Raw genomic sequence first — 20,590 nt, 5'->3', positions numbered from 1 at the left:
GTCACGCCCCCTCGGTCAGGGTGATCGCCCGCTCCGGGCAGCTCGCGACCGCGAGGCGGACCTCGCGCTCGTCGCCCGGCGCCACCGAGCCGTCGCCGGGAACGTTCCCGTAACCCTCGCCGTCCTCGCCGAACACGCCGGGGGCGATGTCGTAGCAGCGGCCGTGGCCCTGGCAACGTCCCGAGTCGATCTGTACTTTCACAGTGAACCGTCCCACTTGTCATGAAGCTGATCCGCATGGCCCCGTTCGGCCATCCTGCGCGGCAGGCCGACGGCGGCGGAGGTCTCCGGGAAGGCGATGACGCCCCGGTCGGGCGGGTTCGACGGACGAACGGGCCCCATGGCCACGGGCGGTCCCCCCGGCATGCGGTCGAGCCGGATACCTGCGGTGTTCATGCTGTCCGGCATCGCACGGCCGCCGAAAGGGCGGTCGGCCATCGCCCGGCCATCGCGGGGTAACTGAGTGCCCATTGCCGGGAACGACGTCCCGGGGTCGGTGGCCGAGGCCGCGGAACCGGCCGGGCCTCCGGGGCCGACACGCAGAAACACGCCGTCGGCTGGTCGGATGGCGTGTATCTGGCGGCGCGAAGACCGACCCGCTGTCAGTCCGTACCGACGCTGGCGGCCACGGGCTCCTTGGCCTCGGCCGCGGCGGCCTCGCCCTCCTTGGCACCCGCCGGCTGGGCCGGGACGGTGAGCTCGGACACGCTGAGGTCGGACACCTGGGTCACCGCCGCGAGAGCCGCGTCGATGGCGTCAGCCAGCGTCGGGGAGACGGCGTCATGGAAGTCCACCCGCGTGACGGTGACCTCGGCGTCGGTCGGAAGCACGTCGGTGCCGAAGTCGGCGGCGCCGCAACCCACCTTCAGGGTGGTCATCTCGTCCTCGGTAATCTCCCGGCTGAGAACCAGCGAGAACACATACCCCATTGACTGTCACCTTTTCATCTTCTGTGTATCGCCGTGTCGCGGAACCGTACTTCAGCAGGCGGATGTGTCGTCAGAGGGCGGTGTGCTCGTATCCGGCCGACCCTTGAGGATCACCATCTCTTCGTCGTTGCCAGGCCCGTCGCGCTCTCATGCTTGCTGGCGCCGCGCGGTGGTGTAAAGGGTGGTCGGCCATCGGTCGGCCACTGCGGGGTAACTGGAGCACGCCGCGGACCGCGATGGGCACTCAATTACCGCGCGATGGCCGGGCGATGGCCGACCTCCCTTTCCGTGCCGCTCGGTGCCAGGAAGCATGGACCGCGTCGGCATCCGGCACGTCGCACGCTGAGGTGACCGCTCGTGGGCATCCGGCCCACTGGACCCGCCGGGTTTCGGGGGTTCCGGTCGCCGCCGCACGCGCCTCGCGAGGGCCCGTGCTCTCGTGGGCCACGGCATGGAGCTGATCGAACGGCACGACGAGGTATGCCGAAGGGCGTGCGGATCAGTCTCATGACAAGGGGCCAGTTCACTGTGGAAGTACAGATCGACTCCGGACGTTGCCAGGGCCACGGCCGCTGCTACGACATCGCCCCCGGCGTCTTCGGCGAGGACGGCGAGGGCTACGGGAACATTCCCGGCGACGGCTCGGTGGCGCCGGGCGACGAGCGCGAGGTCCGCCTCGCGGTCGCGAGCTGCCCGGAGCGGGCGATCACCCTGACCGAGGGGGCGTGACGTGGCCGCCGACGACCGCTTCAACAAGGACTTCCGGCACGCCGACCGGGATCGGTTCCACACTTCGCGCGGCGAGATCATCACCGGCCCGGTGACGGACTGGGCGACGGACTTCTCGCACCTGGATCCGCGGTGGGCCGACGATCCCTTCCCGATCATGGACGACCTGCGGCAGCGGTGCCCGATCGCGCACACCGAGCGGTTCGGCGGCGCCTGGCTGCCGACCCTGTACGAGGACGTCGCAGCGATCGCCTACGACACCGACCACTTCTCCTCGCTCGGCACCAACCTGAGCGAGTTCCGGCCGCCGCGGGACCTGGCGCCGATCGGCGAAGCGCCGCCCATCACCTCCGACCCGCCGTTCCACCACGGCGCGCGCAAGCTGCTGCTCCCGGCGTTCACCAAGACCGCGGTCGCCAAGCTTGAGCCCGGCACGAGGGCGTTCTGCCACTCCCTCATCGACGGCTTCAAGGGACGGGACGTCGTCGACGCCGCCCACGACTACGCGCAGCAGATCCCGAGCCGGGTCATCGGCGACCTGCTCGGCCTGCCCCCCGAGGACCGGAAACGGTTCCACGAGCTCGCCACCAACCTGGAGGGCGAGGGCAAGCAGTCGCGGGAAGAGCGCCTGGAGCACATGGGCCGGGTGTTCATCTACCTGCTCGCGGAGGTCAACAAGCACGTCGAGCAGCCGCGTGACGACCTGATCAGCTACCTCCTCAACGCGGAGCTGCACGGCCGCAAGCTCGAACCGAACCACGTCATCGGCACCATCATGCTGCTGCTCATCGCCGGCATCAGCACGACCTACAGCGCGATCGGCACCTCCCTGTGGCACCTGGCCGGGAACCCGCAGGACCGCGATCGCCTGGTGGCCGAGCCCGGGTTGCTGCCGGCCGCGATGGAGGAGTTCCTGCGCGCCTACGCACCGGTCACCATGGCCCGGCTGGTGAAGGAGGACATGCACTGGCGGGGCGTCGACATGAAGGCCGACGACTGGATCCTGCTGTCCTTCCCCTCCGCCAACCGCGACCCGGCCCAGTTCGACCGGGCCGACGAGGTCCTCATCGACCGCGAAGGCAACCGGCACGCCGCGTTCGGCCTCGGCATCCACCGCTGCCTGGGCTCGCACCTGGCCCGGATGGAACTGCGCGTCGCACTTGAGGTCTGGCTGGAGCGGATCCCGGAGTTCAGCCTCCAGGACCCGTCCACGGTGGCGTGGGGCGGCACCCAGGCCCGCGGGCCGAAGGCCCTTCCCCTGCGCATCCGCTGACCGACCCGCTCCCACTCCCGCGACCGGGCGGGAGCGGACGGAAGCGGACCTCGTCGGTCAACCCTCCCGGCCGACGCGGCGGTGCCGGCCGCTCGCCCCTTCCCCCTCGCTCGACCCTCCGGCCCCGCCGGTCGCAGCTCGCCCGCCGTGCTCCGCGAGGCGCTTGGCCCCGGCGACGAAGCACCGCAGGTACAGGTCCGAGAGGCTCTCGATGTAGTACCGGTCCGCCAGGACCGCCCCCGCCGGGTGGACGTCCTTGGCGCTCATCCACTCGACGAGCGCGGCCGCCGAGTGCCGCACCAACCGGGGGCGGTCCGGTAGCGCGCCCGCCAAGCCGACGGTGGCCCGGTGCCACATCTGGGAGTGAAGGTCACCGATGCGCGGAACGCTCCCCCGCCGAACCGCAGCGCGAGGAGCAGCGGTTGCTCGTGCTCGGGCGGCCACGATTCGGCCCCGGGTCGGCTGCCGTTCCACTGGTGGAAGACCGCCATCGGCTGCCGAGGGTCCTCGGTGAGGTAGCCGACCGCCTTCCCGTACAGGGGGTTGTTCCCGCCCGGAGCGCACGGACGGCGAGCCGAACTCCGCCGTCACGTCCGCCCAGGTTCGGTCCACGGCGGCCCACTGGCGGACGCGCCCCGTGCGTGGATCTCTTCGGCTGCGGCGAGCGGAGCGGGATGGGGCACTCGCACGGTCGTCCGCCCGAGGACCGCTCCGGACTCCGCACCACCGCCGCGCGGAGCGTCAGCTGCCGGTTCCCTGGGGCGGCTCCGAGCCGGCGGAGGGCTCGGTGGACGGCCCGCAGGTGGGGCCGGCGGGCGGCTCGTGGGTGGCCCGGTGGTGGGTTCGGCGGCGCGGTGGCGCCCGCGATCAGTAGGGCGCCGAGGATGCCGGCGATGATCGGGAGGGTGGTGCCGACCAGCGAGATGGTGGCCCGGCCGTTCTTGGCGTCGTTGACGGCGGAGGACACGGCGGCCGGGGTCTGCTGGTAGCTGGCGTCGATGACGGGGAGCAGCGGGATGAGGGTACCGTCCGGTCCGGTGAGCGCGGCGGTACGCTGCTGGACGCGCTTGACGTCGATCACGCTGCCGGTCTCGGGTTCCACCCAGAAGGTGTCGTTGCCCTGGAGGGTGTACGAGAGCGGTGCCGGGTCGCTGAGGCTCGGCAGCAGTGCCGTGAGCTTCTGCTGCTGATCGGGGGTCAGCGGACCGAACTGGACCAGGAGTTTCAGCTCGCTCCGCGGCAGCGCCTTGGGCAGGCCGGACCGCTGCTATGAGTGGCTAACTCGGCGACAGCCCGATGTCCAGACTCGTCCAGTCCCCTGCCGCTGTCCGACAAGTGGAGCACCCGGGCTGCGGACCAGCACCCGCTCCAGCCGGGCCACCGCGCCCTGACCGGCCGCGTCGAAGGCGGCGCCGATCACCAACACCCATGATGATGCAACATCATGCCGCATCAACCTGGCACCACGTGAGACAAGCTCTGAGGGGCCCTGTCTCTGCGGCAGGGAGTGAATGCATGGCAACGAGAACGGACCCCGCGAGGCTTGCGCGTCAGGCCCGAGACCTGATCGAGGAGCTCAATCGTGTGGTCCTGGACGACGCGGGACTGCTGTCAGCTCCAGTGCTGTCAGAGACCACCCAGGTGCTCAAGCAGTTGGTTGAGCGGCTTCCGCAGGTTCGGGCAGACGGCCGACGTCCTGGAGGTGCTCGCCGAGCAGGACAAGGTTGTGGTGGACGGTCAGGACCCGAAGGCCGCGGTGGCTGAAGTAGCGGCGGAACTGCTCACTGCTGGTACCAGCGGTGAGCAGCTGGCGAAAGACCTGGCCAATCCCGCCTCGGCCCTGTTCTTCATGGGCGGCCGGTAAGCCGATCGTCGAGCCGGGTGCGCTGGAGGCCGTTCTCGAAGTCCTTCGCCGATCGCCTCGTACAGCCTGCGGCGACTTCGAGCAGCAGCTGGCGGATCGCGTGCGTGCTGACCGGCCGTGTCGCTGTGGGGCGTGCAAATGCTGCGCGGGGTCAGGAATACGGTGACGTTGTACGGCCCGGAGTCAATTGGAGTGACTCCGGGCCGTACGTGTGCGGGTCAGATCATGCGGACCAGCCGATCGAGGAGACGTAGGTGTAGGCGTCCCAGTCGGTGCCCAGGGTGCTTTGGATGATGTCGTCCCAGACGGCTTCGAGTTCTCCCATGTCTTCGGCGATCCAGGCGTCGACGGCGCGGTCCCACACGGCGCCGCGGACGTTGACGCTGCGGGTCTCCAGGTCGCGCTGGTGCCTGCGGTCGACGCGGGACTGGTCGGCAGGGTCGATCTCGATACGGGTTCCGCGGCCGCGGTTGTCGAGCCGTCGCTTGAGGTCGGCGACCACGTTGCGGCGGCGCAGGTCCCAGTACGCGGCGTCCAGGCGGGCGAGGTTGGCCTTGCTGGGTGTCTGTTCCTCGGCCGGCCAGGCGATGAGGGTGCGGGGCCTGACGTGGACACCCGCGCGGTCCATGGCCTCGTAGCCGGCGTCGCTCGCGGTGAGGTAGCGCAGGCGGGCGGCCAGACCGCGCTCGGAGGTAACGGGCGACTCGATGCCGGTGACCATCCGGTCGATGCCCTCGGCCAGAGCGACCCCGCCATGGACGCCTCGGGCGCGGAAGGTGCCAAGGCGCCTCCAGCGGCTTCCGGAGGCCATCAGCGGGTCACCTTGCCGACGGTGTACTCACCGGACGCCTTGGCGTCGCTGTGCTTGATCTTCATCTGGGCGACTCCCCGTCCCTCGGAGAAGACCTGCCGCCAGTCGCCGGTGACGTGCAGCTCGTCGGTGCCCATCATGGCGATGACGTCCAGACCGGCCTGGTGGGCCTTGTATGCCTTGCCCCGGAGGTTGGCGTACGCCTGGCTGTGGATGATGCGCATCCAGTCCGGGCGCACCATTTCGCGGTTATGAATCGACTCGCCCATCGTGGAAATGAACTTCGAATACATCGCCTTGATGTACTCCAAAGTGATGCTGTTGTCCTCGGCGATAGCCGTCTCCCGCGCCGCGGTGAGCGTCTTCCGCAGGGCGTCCAGGAAATTCTCGGTCGCCCCGGACCTCCATGACTCGTGAATGACCGGCGCGTCGATGAGCCCGTAATTTCGGCCCGGAGAGGCGCAGCAGGAGGCGCAGGGTGGCGTTGGTGACCCATACGGGGCCGGGCTGGTCGCGGTCGCCGAGGGGGTCGGGCAGGTGCGGGTGGTGCCAGGGGGCGGGGGTGATCAGGTGGACTCCGGAGCGCTTGGGGTCCACGCCGTCCGCGCCGGTGGAGTGCTCCAGCTTCCCGATCGGCAGCCAGGTCTTGAGGGCGGAGAGGTAGGCGGCGTTGACGTCCAGGGCGGTGACCGCGACGCTCCCGGAGCCCTTGAGGGAGTAGTCGGGGTGGTGGAAGTTGGGGCGAGCCTCCCAGATCTGGTCCGGCTCCTTCTTCGAGGGCTTCTTGAGGATGTGAGGCAGTGCCGGGTAGGCGGTGTAGGTGTAGCGGGCGGTGGCCCGGGTCTCCTCGAACAAGCGCATGACGTCCGGGATGGCGCGCTTGACCAGGGCCTTCATGGCGGCGTCGGCGTCGCCTTCGGCGCGCTCCAGCTCTTCGTGCACGGCTTGGCCGATGAGGCCGGTGGTCTCCGCCTGGGCGCGGGCCGCGGACTTCGCCCGGCGCTGCGGCCGCGAGGGGATCGGCGCCGAGCGCCCAGGGCTGCTCCGGTACTTGCTGTAGTCCCATCTGCGTGCAACAAGCCTTCGGTGCCATGCGAGCAGGGTCCCCGGAGTCACCGGAAAACCCGCGTCCAGCGCCACCTGGGTATCAGCGAGGACAGAGCCGCGAACCAGAGCCGGTCCGCCTGGTCGAACCGCACCCGGCCCGCAAGCTGCCTGCGCAGCACCGCGTTCTCGTGACGGAGCACCAGCAGTTCAGCATCCTTGGCCGCCTGCCGGTGCAGCAGCACCGCCGGGACCGACAGCAGCTTCCGCGTCACCTGATACACCAGTGAGACGATCACCCGGCATGTTCCCAACATCCCCGCAGGTCTCGCCAGACCCCCTATGAGCAGCAGCGACGCATTTCTGAACGGCACAGGACAGCGGCACGACCCGGGCGCGCGGCAACCGAAGCGCGCCCCCGCTTCCAAGTTCGGTCAGTGGTTCGATCGTCATGCCCGCACCGCCCTTCCGGTACTACCGCAGTAAACGGGATGTCGCACACCTGCACATACTGCGCTGCACTGGCGGCGTCAGGGACGCGGAGGTAGGTCTCGCAGTCCCCGGTTAAACGTGGCCTGGTAGCCAACGTCGGACTGACCGACACTCGTATCACCGTACGGACGGAAGGAGGCGGTGATGGAGGACCGGAACGCGCTCGGTGAGTTCCTGCGCTCGCGCCGCGAGCGGCTGCGCCCCTGGGACGTGGGCCTGGCCCCCAGTGGGCGGCGCCGCACTCCTGGCCTGCGACGCGAAGAGGTCGCGCTGATGGCCGCCCTCTCCTCCGATTACTACTCCCGCCTGGAGCAGGGACGGGTGAAGACCCCCTCGGAGGCGGCTCTGGCGAATCTGGCCCGGGCGATGCGCCTGAGCAGCGAGGAACAGCAGCACCTGTTCCGTCTGGCCGGTCAGCGACCGCCCGAGCCGCACTCTCCGTTGGCCCATGTCGATCCGGCGATGCAGTATTTGCTCGACGTGCTGGACAGCACCCCGGCGCAGGTCTGCGACGACCTGCTGACGGTCGTGGCGCAGAACCGGGCCGCGGAGGCGTTGCTCGGGGCATGGACCGGACTGCCCGGCTACGAGTCGAACGTGACCTGGCGCTGGTTCGCCGACCCGGCCTCGCGTGAGCTGAACGACCCCGCCGAGCACGAACGCATCGGCCGCGCCTACGCCGCCGATCTGCGCGCCGGCCTGGCCAAACGTTCGATGCGCGATGTCGCCGCCCACGGGCTGGTGGCCGACCTCCTGGCCCGCAGCAGGGAGTTTGCACGCGTGTGGGAGGAACATGATGTCGCGGCGCTGTCCTCGGCGCCCAAACGCATCCTGCACCCCCTGGTCGGTGACCTGGACCTGCAGTGCGATGTGGTGCTCAGCCCGGCGACCGGGCACCGCCTGGTCCTGTTCCGTCCCCGTGTGGGTTCCGACGCCATCGCGAAGTTCGACTTCCTGACCGTGCTGGGTCCGCAGTCCTTCGACTGAGTCCACCCCGCCCAAGCCCGCTTTCTGACCCCCGCCGGTCCGACCGGACCCGCGGCCCCCAGGCGCGCCCGCGTGCCCTCGCCCATCGACCTGAACAACACCGAGAAGGAACACCGTGAACATCACCAGCAGCACCGTCTTCATCCCCGGCGCCACCTCCGGGATCGGCCTGGGCCTGGCCCTGCGCCTGCAGGCCGCCGGCAGCACCGTCATCGTGGGCGGACGCCGCACCGAACTGCTGCAGCAGATCGCCGCCGAGCACCCCGGTATCGATACCGTCGAGATCGACACCACCGACCCGGCCTCCATTGCCGCCGCGCAGGCAGACCTCGCACAGCGTCATCCGGCACTGGACGCCCTCGTCACCATGGCCGGGATCATGGAACCGGAGGACCTGCGCGACCCGGCATCCCTCGACGTGGCCGAGCGCACCATCGCGGTCAACCTGCTCGGGCCGATCCGCCTGGTCAACGCCTTCCTTCCCGGTCTGCTCGCCCAGCCCACGGCGACAGTCATGACGGTCAGTTCCGGCCTGGCCTATGTGCCGCTGGCCGCCACCCCTACCTACAACGCGACCAAGGCCGCGATCCACTCCTTCAGCGAGTCGCTGCGGGTGCAGCTGACCAAGAGCAACGTGCAGGTGATCGAACTGGTCCCGCCAGCCACCCGGACCTCGCTGATGGGCCAGCAGAACAGCGACGTCGCCATGCCCCTGGAGGAGTTCCTCACCGAGGTCATGGACCTGCTGCGGACCCAGCCAGACGCTGAGCAGATCCTCGTCGAGCGGGTGAAGTGGCAGCGCCATGCCGAGGCCGAGGGCCGCTACCAGGACGTCCTGGACACCCTGAGCGCCCGCTACCGCGACTGACCCACCGGACCGGGACGGGCGACGTTCGCGCCGCCGTCCCGGTACCCCGCCGATCTCCCGGCAGGAGCCGTGAACACCGTCGCGTTGAACGACGGCCGGCGCATCTGGCAACTCGGCTTCGACACCCTCAATCGCCAGTCAATAAGGACAGCCGGTCTGGACGGCCGAGCCGACCAGCGCCCGACACCATAGGAGGTGGCTTCGGGCGCCGCTTCGACTCCACGGCCCGTGCTCACACCAGAAGGCTCGCGGTCGGTCAAGCGGCCTGGCCGAGTCCGGCGGCGGTCAGGTCCTGCTCGCGCAGCGGGGTGAAGTCAACGTCGAGTTCCGGGTCGTACGCGTCGGGCTGGATACCGAGTTCGTGGGTGCTGTACTCGCCGAACCGGTTGATGTGCTCGGTTTGGTACGGCGAGATGTGCGCCCTGCTCGATGGGGTCGTTGTCGGCGATGACGCCGCGGTTGCCGAAGCCGGTCCACCGGGAGAACCGGTTGACCGACTCCCCCTTGTTGGTCGCCGCCGTGACCCGTCGGCGCAGCAGCGCGTCCGAGAGGTAGCGCAGCAGGTGAACAGTGCGCATCACGCGGCCGGCCTCGCGGAAGGCAGCGCAGGCGGCGTTCTTCCGTGAGCCCGAGCGCAGGCGCTTGAGCAGCAGAGAGAAGGAGATGGTGCCCTCGCGTCGCTGGTGTTCTCCAGCAGGCCCCTCGATGATGTAGCCGGCCTCCCGCACCCCACACGGGATGAAGCGCGTGAACAGCGCGATGTAGGTGTCCGAGACGTGATGGTGGGCGATGCCGCCCGGCTTGCCGTACCTCACGCTCGTCTCGGAGAGCAGGTTGTCGAGATAGGTGTCCATGTGGGCGCCGTCCGCCGCCACCGCGGTCCCGTCGCCCCACGCCTGCGAGATGTCCAGGCGAGCGTGCGCGTTCACCAGGTCGGCGATCGCCTCGTTCAGCAGCACGATCGGGAAGTGCTTGTCGGCAACGTACGACAGCTCGTGTCCGCTCACGCCGGGGTTCTGCCGGGCGGCCTCGTAGGGGCCCATGTTGGTGCCCTTGACGAACGTGACGATCACCTAGCGCCCCAAGGGGTCGGTGAGCTTGGGCTCGTTGCCGGACGGTGGGGGGCCGAAACGGAGCCACCACTCCACCCGGTACGCGGTCCGGGCCACGACCCCCATCAGGGAACGCTCCGGCATCCTCGCTTTGATCGCGTGGCGGGGCATCGCGATGCGCTACGACAAGACCCCGGAGCGCTACCTCGCCGGGCTTGACCTGCGTGCCTGGGTGATCTGGATCAAAGACCTCACCCGAACCGGAGCCGAGAGCCGTACAGGTGATCGAGGGGCGCAGCGTGTCGGGATCGCAGGTGTGGACTCTCAGCGGCAGCTGCGTGCCCGGACGCCCGGGATTTCGGTGGCCCGCTGCCGTCCGGGGAGTGGGGATTGTGCGCCACCGGCGCCGCGCCGGCCCGCGGGCTCAGGTGAGGGCGGCCGCCAGGCAGGTGAAGGCGGCGATGATGACGGCGACGCGGACGTAGTGCCAGCGGTCCCAGCGCTTCATCTGCTCCTTCCAGTCGGCCGGCCGGCTGCCGGCGGTCCACGTCTTGACCCGGTTGTTGATCGGGACGAGCACCAGGATCGACATGAGCACGCTGACGATCAGCAGCGCGGCGGCGGTCACGACGAGGCCGGTGCCGTCGTCGTCCCATCCGGCGACGGCCCAGACCCCGACGAGGACGAGCGAGCCGATGTACCAGAACGGCATCACGGCGCCGCCCAGTCGGGCCCCGTGGACGCGGCCGCGCAGGCCGTTGTCGCCGGGGAGTGCGTTGAGGATCGGGTTGCTGAAGAAGGGGACGGAGAACTCCACCCCCACCATCACGCCGACGACCACGATGGTGACGACCTCGAGTGCATTGAGCATGATGACCCCTCCGGGATCTAGCGCTGCTAGAAGATGACGCAACGCTATCACTGCTGTCGCTCGATTGGCTAGCGGCGCTAGGACGCCACTTCCGCGGCAAGCGCGAGATCATCGGCGCCGTCGCTCTGCAGGGCGCTTCCGAGATGGCCGTGGCGATGCCGGCCGCGACCGCCGCCGCCGACGGCCCCCGCGCCCGGGTCACCGCGCCGGCCCGTGCCTACCTCGCCTTCGCCGAACGCCATCCGGCGGTCCACGACGCCCTGTTCCAGCTCGACGGCGGCCTGGCGTACGCGCAGGAGGACACCCCCGAACCCTTGAAGGACGCCTTCGCCGCGCTGCTGGAGTGCCTCAGCGAGGTCGCCGGGGACGGCGTGCGCCCGGAGCTGTTCACCGAGACGTTCCGGGCGTCCCTGCGCGGACTGGCCACCCTGACCCGAGCGGGACGGCTCCCGCCGGAGGACACCGAGCGCAGGACGGAGCTGCTGGTGGACCGGCTCGCCACGCTCTGACGCACCGCCCCGGATGGCACACGGCCGGGGCCCCCGGCCCCCGCTGCCTGCCTGCGGCACCGCTTCCGGTCACTGGCGCCCACACGGCGCAGCCGCACATCGCCGGCCCCGCCCCCCGACGGGGCACCCGGCCCGGAAGCTGCGGTGCTCATTGATCACGACTCGATACCCGCCCCAGTCCTGTCTTGCGCAGGTGCGGATACGCGTGTCCAGCCAGCGTGGGCGGGGTGGATCGACCTCGAGTAGGTCCAGGAGCCTGGCTCGGATGCCCTCGGTGATCAAGACGACGGGTGGGCTGGCAGCGGTGCCGGGTCTGATCCGTCGTCCGGACAGAGCTGTGAGAATCAGCTCGCCGGTGGGGCGGACGGCACGGGGTTCGAGGTAGAAGCCGCGCATGGTGCGCGGGGTGCCCAGGGCCTGGCGGACCTGGCGTTCGATCAGGCAGAACACCGGCAGAGCGAGGCAGATGACGGTGATCAGGGCGGCGATGCGCTTGTCGCTGCGCAGGAACATCGGTGCGACCGCGAGCGGGCCCTTGAACTCGCCGCAGCGGCGCCCGATGACCGGCCGGCCCTTGTGGTACAGCAGGACCTGGGCGGGGTCGGTCTGGTCGGCGGGCAGGTTTGTCAGCAGCGCGTACCAGCCGTCGGCAGCCGCTTCGGCGGCGATGGCCGCCTGACCGAAGGACCAGGTCAAGGTCGGCTTGCCGTCCGGTGCCGTGCTGGTGACAGCACGCAGGCAGGCGCTGACGCGGCGGGTGTGGGCGATGGCCGCCAGGCGGGCGTCGGCCTCGGCCTGATCGGGGCAGTGGTGGGTGCCCAGGCCGCGCCGGAGACGCCCGAGGCCCTCGCGGGCCCTGGCCGGCTTCCGCTCCCGGGTGGCCCTCTGCCCGGCGGCGTTCGCGCTGGGGTGGACCAGGATACGGCGCAGGTGCTGTGGCGGATCGCTCCTGCGCCGGCCCTTCCGGACGAAGCGCTCATCCTCCACCACGCGGTAGCTGCCGCGCCGGTGGGGGCTTTTGCGCGCGTCACGCTCGGCGACGTACTCCACCGCGGTCGCGGTGGGAAGGTCCTGGGCCGCGTGCACGGCCGGATCACCACAGGCCGCCGCGGCCGGGACGGCGAAGCGCACGCCGGCGGCGTTCATGGCGGCGACGCTGTCGTAGGACAGCAGTTCGGAGTCGCCCAGCAGCAGGAAGCCGGGGCGCTCGGCGAGTTGCCGCAGGGCGTGCATGGAATCCGTGACCTGGGAGACCTCGCCGGCCCCGCCACTGATCGCGCGGTGCAGGACGGGGAGCCACCATCGGCGGTGACCGCGAGGCCGGCCCGGATCTGTCCGAGGTCGGTGCGGCGGTCCTTGGCGTGGGCCGTAGCGGACCATCGGGTAGCCGGTGCCCGGGTCCTCACAGGCGCCGTGCAGGGAGATGCTGGTCATGTCCCGGTGCCGGCGGGTGGTGTCGATGCCGAACTCATTGATCGCCTTGGCGCCGGCGCCGCCGGTGATCCGGGCCAGGCGCGGGGCGATCGCGTCCAGGGCCCGGCCGATCCGGTCGTCGTTGAGGTACTCCGGTGTGATGCCGAAGGCCTCGATATGAGCGTGGAGTCGAGCGAGTGCGGGCAAGGTTGAGTCGGGTATCCGGGATGTGGTCACGGCCTCGAAGAGCGCGGCGAGCCGGCGGGTCCAGGTCTGACCCGCCCCGGCGTGCTGGGGAAGCTTCTCGTCCATGGTCGTCGGTACGGTGATCCGGGGGGGCGGTCATGTGGTTGAAGGTGTCGAACGAGGAACTGCCCGCGAAGGAACAGTTGCCGTTCTGGGGCGAGTTGGTCTCCCGGGAACTGGCACCGCTCACCCTCAGCAGCGCGAAGGGCGCGGCGGGCTTCCCTGCCCGGGCCTCGGTGCTGGACCTCGGCTCCGTACGGGTGGCCGCGTTCAGCAGCCCGCCCGCGTACCTGAGACGCACCCGCGCGGACATCCGGCGGGCCGACCCGGGCACGTACCAGCTGACCTTCGTATCCGGCACCCCCCTGTGGATCAGCCAGCGGCGCCAGGACTCCGGGCTCGTGCTCGGCGACATGGTGCTCTTCGACGTATCGCACCCGTTCGAAGGCGCAGTGCCCGACAGGGGCCGCCACACCCAAGTGGTCATCATGCAGTTGCCGCGCCAGGAGCTGCCGCTTCCACCGGACAAGGTCTGCCGGCTGCTCGCCCAGCCCATGTCGACCCGCACCGGCATGGGAGCGATTCTCGCCCGGTTCATGACCACGCTGGACGTCTACGGCCCCGACTGCGACCCGCGTGATCTGACCCGGTTAGGGGCGATGGCGCTCGACCTGGCGGGTGCCTGTCTGGCCCAGCACCTCGGAGCCTACGACGACCTTCCGGCCGAGACCCGCCAGCAGGCCATGCTGGCCCGCGTCAACGCCTTCATCGACCACAACCTGGGTGATCCGGACCTGGGACCGGCGGACATCGCGGCATACCACCACATCTCCGTGCGCTCCCTGCACACGCTCTTCCGACAGCAGGGGGAGACCGTGGCAGCCTCGATACGCCGGCGCCGCCTGGAACGCTGTCACGCCGACCTCACCAACCCGCGGCTGCGGTGGCGGTCGATCGGCGCCATCGCCGCCCGGTGGGGGTTTCTGCGCCCGGCCGACTTCAGCCGGGCCTTCCGCGCCGCGTACGGCGTGGCACCCAGAGAACTCCGGCAGGCGGTCCTGCGCAGTCTGGCCGAAGCGCCGCAGAGCGCGCCCAGCGACAAGTAACACCGCACGCATCGCGAACTCGCCGCCGACGCCGCGCGCCACGATGTGAGGGCCAGCCAGAGAGGGAACACGAAGGGCGGGCAACGGGCTGTGCCGCCCCGCCTTCCGCCCTTGTGCACAAGAGGGCTGGCACCTCCAGCACAACACTCTCAGCCAAAGGGGGAACATCCGTGCGGAAACTGCTAGCTGTGTTCGCCGGTGCCGCCGCGCTCGCGGCGACACTTGCCGCACCAAACGCCGCAAGCGCGTCCGAGACCCGCTTCACCAAAGTCGCCGGGGTCGAGGGACTGTACAGGGTGACCGGAACCAGCAGCGACGTCATCGCGCAGGACGCGTACGACCGCTGCGGGGCAGGCACATGCTTCTTCCAGGACTACAACGGCGAAAAGCTGTTCTGGGTCGTCCCCAGCTGCGGACGACACCATCTCCCCGACTACCTCGACGGCAAGGCGACCTCCGCCTGGAACAGGACACCGACACCTGTCATCCTCTACGACGGCACCTACACCGGGAAGCTGGGAACCATGCCGGGGTGGTTCAAGGGCAACCTCAACCCTGCCCACGACAACAAGCTGAGCTCCGTCGACGCGGCCTGCTGAGCCTGTCCGACACCCATGAAGACGCACACCCGCTCACTCACCACGGACCCGCTCGTACCGCGCCCGTTACTGTCACTGCGGGCGGGCCGTACCTTTCGACACCGGTGAGCTCTGTGTCGTCCCTGGCCCCCGTCATACCGCCGTGACCGGGTCATACGGGCCATCCGAAGCGGACCGCGGCCGGATCCTCCTCGCGCAACGCCGGGGCAGACGCCAGGCGCCGGCCACGCCCAGAGGCAAGGTCGCCGGCCTCGTGTCCGCCCTCCGGGACAGCGCGCGCGGGCCGCCGAGCAGGCCCCGGTGAAGAAGCGGCCCGCCCCGTAGCCGGGCGAGGAGAGCGACCTCCGGCCGGGCCGGTACGACGTCTGCGTACCGGCCCGGCCCCTGCCGTTCATGTCTTCTTCCTGGTGACGCGAAGTGCTCTTCGAGCTCGGCGGCAAGTGCGGTGCGCCAGAACTCCACCAGGCTTTGGATCTCGGCGAGTTGGGGCCCCGGCTGGTGTCCGGGACCGTCTCGGGGGCGGGCCAGCCGGTGTTCTCCAGGCGGTGACGCAGCCTCTTGCAGGTCTGCCTCGGGAACGGCGATCGGGAAGGGGAAGGCCGGGCGGACCGTGGCGGGTGCTCCGCACGATGAGGGCCGCGGCGCGGGTCAGGCATTGTGTCCGCCGTCCACGGTGATCGTGGTACCGGAGATGTGCCGGCCTCCTTCGCCGACGAGGTGGGCAATGGTCGCCGCGATGTCCGAGGGCGCCGCGTAGCGGCCGAGCGGCGTGGCATCGCGCAGGGACCCGGCCATGGGGCCGTCTGCCGGGTTGGCCTCGGTGTCGGTCGGGCCGGGCTGCACCAACACCGCGGTGATGCCCTGGGGCCCGACCTCACGGGCCAGCCCCCGTGTCAGGCCGCCCAGCGCGGCCTTGCTCGCCGCGTACACAGCGGCGCCGGGGAAGGGGACACGGTCGGCGATGTTGCTGCCGATCGTGACGATCCGTCCGCCTGGGGGGAGGTGGCGCAGCGCCGCCTGGATTCCGACGAACACCGCGCGCACGTTCACGGTCAGGGCGCGGTCCATGTCCGAGACGGTGAGATCGCGGACCGGGCCGGCCACGACAACGCCGGCGTTGTTCACCAGGATGTCCAACCGCCCGAATGCCGCGGCCGCGGCATCCACTGCGCCGGACAGGGCCTCGGGGTCGGCGCTGTCGGCCCGCAGAGCGATCGCGGAACGCCCCCACCCGCGGAGCTCCTCCACCAGAGCCGTCGCCTGTTCATGAGAGCTGGTGTAGGTGAAAGCGACATCGGCACCCTCCTGGGCCAGCCGGCGGACGATCGCGGCGCCAATGCCACGGCTTCCACCGGTCACCACAGCGGCCTTGCCGGACAGGTCGGTCATCGCGGTCCCTTCTTCTCCCACACCATTTCCTTGCCTGAGCAAGCATTACAGCAGTTTCCTTGCTTGAGCAAGTGAACTCGGGCATGATGACCACGTGGCCGAGAACATCCCGCTGAGCCCCCAGGAAGAACAGCTCGTGCGCCAGTTGGGGCGCCTTGTGCACGGCCTGCCGCGCTTCCTGGAAGAAGACATGACCCGCACGGCCGGGATCGCCATGACCGACTTCGCGGTGCTGATCGTCCTGACCGAGACACCCGGCCAGCGCCTGCGCATGGCCGACCTGGCCGAGTGTGTGGGGCTCACCCCCAGCCGTATCACCCGCGTCGTCGACGGACTGCGCACCCAGGGCCTCGTCACGAAAGACCGTGACCCAGACGACGCGCGGAGCAACGTGACCACCCTCACCGCCACCGGGCGCGCCGCAGCCGACCAGGCGCACCCCCACTATGTGGCGAGCGTGCGCACGCGCATCCTGGCCCACATCCCGCCCGAGTCCATGCCCGCGACACTTGAGGCCGTCAGCCGCGCCGCCGACGCACTGTTGTCCAACGATGGTCCGCGAAAGCACCCCGGGTAATCCCGCACACGGAGCCCACGGTGAGCTTCGGCATTCCCACGGCACGCGAGCAGCACACCGGCTGGACCAGCCTGCCGAACAAGCCGCTCATCAGGGCGCTTCCAACGCGTAGAAACGGTCCACGGCGCCGACCACCGGCGGCCTGGCCTGCCAGGGACGCCAAACCCGGGGCCGCCGCAGGGCCCGGTAGGGATCCGGGCGAGCTCGGCCGCACCGCGGGCGGCCGAGCGGACCGCAGGGACGGGACGCACAGCAGGCGGGCGGCTGCATGGTGCCCAGACGGCGGTGAGGAGCATGCAGCGCCCAGCCCGGCGGCCGGGCGCATGGTGACGCCCCAGGCGGCGGGACACAGACAGGCGAAGGTCCACGGCGGGCGGCCCAGCAGAAAGCGGCGAGCAGCAGCCGAGCGGCGCAGGACCACAGGATCCGACCATTCCTCCGTTCGCCCCGGCGGTGGACGGAGTCAGGGCCTCTCCATGGCGCACCACAGTCGAACGGGGGCCGGGCCGGCGGCTGGACCGTCCGGGCCACGCGAGAATCTCCAGGGAGATGGCCAACGGAAAGGACGGGACCGTGCAGCCCACACCCAGTCTCTGGCGCCGGCAGCCTGGAGAAGTGCCCGAGCCGGCCCGGCAACACACCCAGCCGCGAGTGCTGATCCTGGCAGACAACGGCCTCACGGCCCTCTCTGCGAAGACCGGACAACTGAAGAGCCTGACCACGCTGGACCTCGGCCACAACAAACTCACCTCGCTTCCGACTCACTGGGCGACCTGGACCAACTCAAGCGACTGCCTCTACCCCCACGACAACAACCTCTCCCAGCTCCCGGACACGCTGGGAAACCTCACGCGGCCGCAACTACCTCAACGTCGGCGAGAACCCTCTCACCGCCTTGCCCGAAACCATCGGCCGGATGACGGAACTGATCGAGCTCCGGGCTCAGCACACCCGGCCGACCAGATTGCCTGACACCATCGGCCACCTTCCCCAACTGCGCGAGGTCTGGCTGCGAGGGAACGCACTCACCACCCTGCCGTCAACGGTGACAGGACTTACGTCAACTGCGGCACCCGGACCTGCGGGAGAACGCATTCACCGAACTGCCCGAGTCGCTGGCCGGCCTCCCCCGGCTTCGGCACCTCGACCTCCGCAGCAACCGCATCACCCAGATTCCGGACCAGGTCGCACGGATGCCAGCCCTGGAGACGCTGGATCTCCGCTGGAACACCTGCGCGCCCTCCCACCACTTGCTGACCCAGCTGGAGGAACGCGCCTGCGTCGTCCGGCTGTGAACCGCCGACGGAGCACTCCGACACGACACCGCCGTCAAGGCATGCATGCCCGCGCAGAACCGACCGTGGCGTAACCAGCGGCGCCAGCTCACCCCGGATGACACCGTGCTCTTCGCGGCGCGCCGGGTGACGGCGGGGTGTGGGGCCGCGGCCGGTATCGCGCAGAACGCGTCGGACGGTCACGGCGCCGGCCTTGCGCCCAAAGCGACGCAGTTCGCCATGGACACGCCCGATGCCCCAGCGGGGGTTCTCCGTGCCGAGGCGAGTGATCAGCTCACACAGCTCATGAGGCAGGGGCGGCGTCCTGCGGACGGAGCCGGGTCCCCGGCCCCTCCCCGCTCTCACCAGACTGCACAGCGGAACTGAATTCAATTAAGGTTCCGTTTAAGTCGCTGACGAGGAGGCCGACCATGGCATTCGTTCTCATCCACGGCGCAGGTTTCGGCGCGAACTGCTGGAAGGAGCTGATCCCCCACCTCAGAGCGGAAACGCTGGCAGTCGACCTTCCCGGGCGCGGGGCCAGGGCCGCAGTCCCCCTGGGCACGGTCACTCTCGCGGACTGTGCCGACGCGGTCCGGGAAGACGTCGAAGCGCAGGATCTACGGGACGTGGTACTGGTCGGTCACTCCTTCGCGGGAGTCACGATCCCGCGCGTCCTGGACCTCATACCCGACCGGATCCGCCACGTCGTCCTCGTATCGGCCGTCGTGCCGGCGGACAGGTCCCGGGTACTTGACCAGATCGACCCCGGAGTGCGGGATACGGTCGAGCAGTCCATCGCCGACGGCGTCTACCACCAGACCCGCGAGGGCGCCGCCGCAATGCTGTGCAACGACATGGATCAGGCAACCACCGCATCCACCCTGGACCGGCTGGCCGATGACTCGGCCGCCCTGCTGAGCGAAACCGTGGACCTGAGCGGCTACAGCCGCCAGATCCCCCGGACCTACATCCACCTCACGCGCGACCAGTGCTACGTGGAAGAACTCCAGCAACGATCCATCGCACTGCTCCGAACCGACGTCATGGACCTCGACACCGGCCACATGGCAATGATCAGCGCACCCGAGAAACTCGCCGCCACCCTCAACGCCATCCACGGCTGACCGCCGGACCGACCCGTAACCGGCAGGCCATCGTCAACCCACCCCACCCCACCGGCCCACACTGAACCACGACCACCTCATCGAACACCACAAGACTCCCACAGCATGAGGGATCGGCGGGCGCCGTTCTCGTTCAGCTCCAGGTTGCTGGTGGCCTCGACGAGGGTTTCCGCCGCGGCGATGACGTGGACGCTGCCGCACAGCCGGACCCCGTGCAGCGCGCTGATGAGCTTGCTGCTGACCTCCCACGCCTGGGGAACTGGCCCAGCAGCAGCTTGTGCGCGGCGCGTCCGGCTTCGCGCTTCAGGTGGGCGAACTGGTACGCGTAGTTGAACGAGCGGGTCGAGGCGTCGAGCAACCGGCGGTACGCCTCTGCGCGGTCTTCCCTGCTGCCCAGCCGGGGAATGCCCACAGGCCGGTACCGCCCGACCACCGCGCTGACCACGTTCCCTGTCGCTTTGATACCGGCAGCCGCCACGCCCGGCGTTACTGACTTCGGCTCGTCAGGGTGCTCTTTGTCGATGTGCCTGGTGGTCCGGGGTGCGGGCTGTATCTCATGCTGTATGAGATACGCGGATGGGGGCGGGCTGACCGCTGCGGGGCGCTGCCGTCGGCAGGCCGTACGGCGGCAGGCGGCCGAGTTGTCCGAGCAGGAGATCAAGCCGCTGGAGGTCGCCCAGCGCCTCCGGGTGAGCCGGAAGTCGGCCTACCGGTGTCACCAACTGTGGCGGGACGGCGGGATCGAGGCCCTGGCCTCGCGCGGACCGAGCGGATCACGGAGCCGTCTGTCACCGCACTGTTTGGAGAAGCTCGCCGCGTATCTGGCCGAGGGGCCGACCGCGCATGGCTGGGTGGAGGACCAGGTGTGGACCGCCGCGCGGGTGACCACGCTGATCAGCCGGAAATTCCATCCGACGCGGATACACCCCGGTCGTGACGGTCAGCCGACGGGCGCTCGGGACGGCTGTCGGTGGCCGGGCCGATCGCGCACCCGGCGGGCAAGGGCAAGCGCCGCAGCATGAGCGAGCGCGACTCTATCGCCCTGCTCGACCGCACCCACCAGCTCATCAAGGCACCGGTCGTATTGGTCTGGGACCGGCTCAACACCCATGTCTCCCGCATGATGCGAGAGTTGATCGAGGCACGGCAATGGCTGACGGTGTTCCTGCTGCCCGCCTACTCGCCCGACCTGAACCCGGTCGAGGGCGTGTGGGCGCACGTCAAGCGCAGCCTGGCCAACCTCGCCGTCGTCGCCCTGGACCGCCTGGAGGTCCTCGTCCGCAACCGGCTCTACGCCTCCAGTACCGGCCCGAAACCCTCGACGGCTTCATAGTCGGCACCGGTCTCACCCTCGGTGCCCCCACCTCACCCTGACGAGCCGAAGTCAGTATGAAGGTCATGCCCGGTTCTACCATCCGGCGGGCCGGTCA

General features: G+C 69.8%; 22 protein-coding genes and 4 pseudogenes. 14 read left to right on the top strand and 12 right to left on the bottom strand.

Annotated features, from left to right (window positions below):
• Position 1 precedes the first annotated feature (1 nt).
• The 3 genes from ACMTAK_RS51720 to ACMTAK_RS51710 form a co-directional block, all read right to left on the bottom strand.
• Positions 2-202 carry a ferredoxin gene (locus ACMTAK_RS51720; protein WP_358981780.1) on the bottom strand — a complete coding sequence of 67 codons (201 nt, stop codon included), beginning with the start codon at positions 200-202 and terminating at the stop codon, positions 2-4.
• Positions 199-396 (bottom strand): hypothetical protein, encoded by a 198-nt coding sequence (locus ACMTAK_RS51715; protein WP_413812625.1) that lies wholly within the window; start codon positions 394-396, stop codon positions 199-201. The genes ACMTAK_RS51720 and ACMTAK_RS51715 overlap by 4 nt, the downstream gene beginning before the upstream one ends.
• Positions 397-602: 206 nt before the next feature.
• On the bottom strand, positions 603-929 hold the full coding sequence (locus tag ACMTAK_RS51710; RefSeq protein WP_413812624.1) for a hypothetical protein: 327 nt from the start codon (positions 927-929) through the stop codon (positions 603-605).
• 528 nt (positions 930-1,457) lie between these two features.
• Between ACMTAK_RS51710 and ACMTAK_RS51705 the strand changes: the two genes are divergently transcribed.
• Together ACMTAK_RS51705 and ACMTAK_RS51700 are read left to right on the top strand one after the other, a co-directional pair.
• Positions 1,458-1,658 carry a ferredoxin gene (locus tag ACMTAK_RS51705; RefSeq protein WP_413812623.1) on the top strand — a complete coding sequence of 67 codons (201 nt, stop codon included), beginning with the start codon at positions 1,458-1,460 and terminating at the stop codon, positions 1,656-1,658.
• A gap of 1 nt (position 1,659) precedes the next feature.
• Positions 1,660-2,931, top strand: coding sequence for a cytochrome P450 (locus ACMTAK_RS51700; protein WP_413812622.1), 1,272 nt, complete (start codon positions 1,660-1,662; stop codon positions 2,929-2,931).
• Positions 2,932-2,988: 57 nt separating this feature from the next.
• Here ACMTAK_RS51700 and ACMTAK_RS51695 read toward each other — a convergent pair whose 3' ends face one another.
• Positions 2,989-3,288, bottom strand: a complete 300-nt coding sequence (locus ACMTAK_RS51695) for a hypothetical protein (protein ID WP_413812621.1) — start codon at positions 3,286-3,288, stop codon at positions 2,989-2,991.
• Between the two features lie 13 nt (positions 3,289-3,301).
• Positions 3,302-4,096, bottom strand: a complete 795-nt coding sequence (locus tag ACMTAK_RS51690; RefSeq protein ID WP_413813250.1) for a porin PorA family protein — start codon at positions 4,094-4,096, stop codon at positions 3,302-3,304.
• 492 nt (positions 4,097-4,588) lie between these two features.
• Between ACMTAK_RS51690 and ACMTAK_RS51685 the strand changes: the two genes are divergently transcribed.
• Positions 4,589-4,795 carry a hypothetical protein gene (locus ACMTAK_RS51685; RefSeq protein ID WP_413812620.1) on the top strand — a complete coding sequence of 69 codons (207 nt, stop codon included), beginning with the start codon at positions 4,589-4,591 and terminating at the stop codon, positions 4,793-4,795.
• A gap of 223 nt (positions 4,796-5,018) precedes the next feature.
• On the opposite strand, the gene ACMTAK_RS51680 is transcribed toward ACMTAK_RS51685, so the two are convergent.
• From ACMTAK_RS51680 to ACMTAK_RS51670, 3 genes and pseudogenes are all read right to left on the bottom strand, one after another.
• Positions 5,019-5,606, bottom strand: a complete 588-nt coding sequence (locus tag ACMTAK_RS51680; protein WP_413812619.1) for a type 2 periplasmic-binding domain-containing protein — start codon at positions 5,604-5,606, stop codon at positions 5,019-5,021.
• Entirely contained in the window at positions 5,606-5,848 is a 243-nt protein-coding gene (locus tag ACMTAK_RS51675) for a hypothetical protein (RefSeq protein WP_413812618.1), read from the bottom strand. The genes ACMTAK_RS51680 and ACMTAK_RS51675 overlap by 1 nt, the downstream gene beginning before the upstream one ends.
• Positions 5,849-6,635: 787 nt before the next feature.
• Positions 6,636-6,949 (bottom strand): annotated as a pseudogene (locus ACMTAK_RS51670) (integrase core domain-containing protein); the annotation flags it as partial.
• A gap of 337 nt (positions 6,950-7,286) precedes the next feature.
• Here ACMTAK_RS51670 and ACMTAK_RS51665 point away from each other — a divergent pair.
• Both ACMTAK_RS51665 and ACMTAK_RS51660 read left to right on the top strand, forming a co-directional pair.
• Complete coding sequence (locus ACMTAK_RS51665; RefSeq protein ID WP_413812617.1) at positions 7,287-8,129, top strand: helix-turn-helix transcriptional regulator; 843 nt, start codon at positions 7,287-7,289, stop codon at positions 8,127-8,129.
• Between the two features lie 115 nt (positions 8,130-8,244).
• Positions 8,245-8,997 (top strand): SDR family oxidoreductase, encoded by a 753-nt coding sequence (locus ACMTAK_RS51660; RefSeq protein ID WP_413812616.1) that lies wholly within the window; start codon positions 8,245-8,247, stop codon positions 8,995-8,997.
• Between the two features lie 314 nt (positions 8,998-9,311).
• Here ACMTAK_RS51660 and ACMTAK_RS51655 read toward each other — a convergent pair whose 3' ends face one another.
• Complete coding sequence (locus ACMTAK_RS51655; RefSeq protein ID WP_413812615.1) at positions 9,312-10,070, bottom strand: Tn3 family transposase; 759 nt, start codon at positions 10,068-10,070, stop codon at positions 9,312-9,314.
• A gap of 46 nt (positions 10,071-10,116) precedes the next feature.
• On the opposite strand from ACMTAK_RS51655, the pseudogene ACMTAK_RS51650 reads away from it, so the two are divergent.
• Positions 10,117-10,311 (top strand): annotated as a pseudogene (locus ACMTAK_RS51650) (hypothetical protein); the annotation flags it as partial.
• Between the two features lie 162 nt (positions 10,312-10,473).
• Here the strand turns inward: ACMTAK_RS51650 and ACMTAK_RS51645 are convergent.
• Positions 10,474-10,920 carry an anthrone oxygenase family protein gene (locus tag ACMTAK_RS51645; RefSeq protein ID WP_413812614.1) on the bottom strand — a complete coding sequence of 149 codons (447 nt, stop codon included), beginning with the start codon at positions 10,918-10,920 and terminating at the stop codon, positions 10,474-10,476.
• 50 nt (positions 10,921-10,970) lie between these two features.
• On the opposite strand from ACMTAK_RS51645, the gene ACMTAK_RS51640 reads away from it, so the two are divergent.
• Positions 10,971-11,429 carry a TetR-like C-terminal domain-containing protein gene (locus ACMTAK_RS51640; RefSeq protein WP_413813249.1) on the top strand — a complete coding sequence of 153 codons (459 nt, stop codon included), beginning with the start codon at positions 10,971-10,973 and terminating at the stop codon, positions 11,427-11,429.
• A 69-nt stretch (positions 11,430-11,498) separates the two neighbouring features.
• On the opposite strand, the gene ACMTAK_RS51635 is transcribed toward ACMTAK_RS51640, so the two are convergent.
• Positions 11,499-13,154: an IS1634 family transposase gene (locus ACMTAK_RS51635; protein ID WP_413812613.1), complete on the bottom strand. Its 1,656-nt coding sequence runs from the start codon at positions 13,152-13,154 to the stop codon at positions 11,499-11,501.
• A 32-nt stretch (positions 13,155-13,186) separates the two neighbouring features.
• Here ACMTAK_RS51635 and ACMTAK_RS51630 point away from each other — a divergent pair, with 32 nt between their 5' ends.
• Together ACMTAK_RS51630 and ACMTAK_RS51625 are read left to right on the top strand one after the other, a co-directional pair.
• Positions 13,187-14,194, top strand: a complete 1,008-nt coding sequence (locus tag ACMTAK_RS51630; RefSeq protein WP_413812612.1) for a helix-turn-helix domain-containing protein — start codon at positions 13,187-13,189, stop codon at positions 14,192-14,194.
• Positions 14,195-14,364: 170 nt separating this feature from the next.
• Entirely contained in the window at positions 14,365-14,793 is a 429-nt protein-coding gene (locus ACMTAK_RS51625; protein ID WP_413812611.1) for a peptidase inhibitor family I36 protein, read from the top strand.
• Between the two features lie 648 nt (positions 14,794-15,441).
• Here ACMTAK_RS51625 and ACMTAK_RS51620 read toward each other — a convergent pair.
• Positions 15,442-16,182, bottom strand: coding sequence for an SDR family NAD(P)-dependent oxidoreductase (locus tag ACMTAK_RS51620; protein WP_413812610.1), 741 nt, complete (start codon positions 16,180-16,182; stop codon positions 15,442-15,444).
• A gap of 94 nt (positions 16,183-16,276) precedes the next feature.
• On the opposite strand from ACMTAK_RS51620, the gene ACMTAK_RS51615 reads away from it, so the two are divergent.
• From ACMTAK_RS51615 to ACMTAK_RS52765, 5 genes and pseudogenes are all read left to right on the top strand, one after another.
• Positions 16,277-16,759 carry a MarR family winged helix-turn-helix transcriptional regulator gene (locus ACMTAK_RS51615; RefSeq protein ID WP_413812609.1) on the top strand — a complete coding sequence of 161 codons (483 nt, stop codon included), beginning with the start codon at positions 16,277-16,279 and terminating at the stop codon, positions 16,757-16,759.
• Between the two features lie 549 nt (positions 16,760-17,308).
• Positions 17,309-17,731, top strand: coding sequence for a leucine-rich repeat domain-containing protein (locus ACMTAK_RS51610; protein ID WP_413812608.1), 423 nt, complete (start codon positions 17,309-17,311; stop codon positions 17,729-17,731).
• A 92-nt stretch (positions 17,732-17,823) separates the two neighbouring features.
• Positions 17,824-17,943: pseudogene (locus ACMTAK_RS51605) on the top strand (leucine-rich repeat domain-containing protein); the annotation flags it as partial.
• 521 nt (positions 17,944-18,464) lie between these two features.
• A complete protein-coding gene (locus tag ACMTAK_RS51600) occupies positions 18,465-19,160 on the top strand; it encodes an alpha/beta fold hydrolase (protein ID WP_413812607.1) in 696 nt (231 codons plus the stop codon).
• Positions 19,161-19,723: 563 nt separating this feature from the next.
• A pseudogene (locus tag ACMTAK_RS52765) lies at positions 19,724-20,534 on the top strand (transposase).
• The last annotated feature ends 56 nt before the right edge of the window (positions 20,535-20,590 follow it).

This window comes from Streptomyces lacaronensis, from assembly GCF_047337785.1.
GTDB lineage: Bacteria > Actinomycetota > Actinomycetes > Streptomycetales > Streptomycetaceae > Streptomyces > Streptomyces lycopersici.
Note: the sequence above shows the minus strand (reverse complement) of the source record. Positions and strands in the feature narration are given on the sequence as shown.

What these genes read in the sequence shown, in the direction of transcription:
- ACMTAK_RS51715 (WP_413812625.1), bottom strand. Translation starts at nt 396, where the DNA reads ATGAACACCGCAGGTATCCGGCTCGACCGCATGCCGGGGGGACCGCCC.
- ACMTAK_RS51710 (WP_413812624.1), bottom strand. Translation starts at nt 929, where the DNA reads ATGGGGTATGTGTTCTCGCTGGTTCTCAGCCGGGAGATTACCGAGGAC.
- ACMTAK_RS51695 (WP_413812621.1), bottom strand. Translation starts at nt 3,288, where the DNA reads ATGTGGCACCGGGCCACCGTCGGCTTGGCGGGCGCGCTACCGGACCGC.
- ACMTAK_RS51680 (WP_413812619.1), bottom strand. Translation starts at nt 5,606, where the DNA reads ATGGCCTCCGGAAGCCGCTGGAGGCGCCTTGGCACCTTCCGCGCCCGA.
- ACMTAK_RS51675 (WP_413812618.1), bottom strand. Translation starts at nt 5,848, where the DNA reads ATGGTGCGCCCGGACTGGATGCGCATCATCCACAGCCAGGCGTACGCC.
- ACMTAK_RS51665 (WP_413812617.1), top strand. Translation starts at nt 7,287, where the DNA reads ATGGAGGACCGGAACGCGCTCGGTGAGTTCCTGCGCTCGCGCCGCGAG.
- ACMTAK_RS51645 (WP_413812614.1), bottom strand. Translation starts at nt 10,920, where the DNA reads ATGCTCAATGCACTCGAGGTCGTCACCATCGTGGTCGTCGGCGTGATG.
- ACMTAK_RS51635 (WP_413812613.1), bottom strand. Translation starts at nt 13,154, where the DNA reads ATGGACGAGAAGCTTCCCCAGCACGCCGGGGCGGGTCAGACCTGGACC.
- ACMTAK_RS51630 (WP_413812612.1), top strand. Translation starts at nt 13,187, where the DNA reads ATGTGGTTGAAGGTGTCGAACGAGGAACTGCCCGCGAAGGAACAGTTG.
- ACMTAK_RS51620 (WP_413812610.1), bottom strand. Translation starts at nt 16,182, where the DNA reads ATGACCGACCTGTCCGGCAAGGCCGCTGTGGTGACCGGTGGAAGCCGT.
- ACMTAK_RS51610 (WP_413812608.1), top strand. Translation starts at nt 17,309, where the DNA reads ATGGCCAACGGAAAGGACGGGACCGTGCAGCCCACACCCAGTCTCTGG.
- ACMTAK_RS51600 (WP_413812607.1), top strand. Translation starts at nt 18,465, where the DNA reads ATGGCATTCGTTCTCATCCACGGCGCAGGTTTCGGCGCGAACTGCTGG.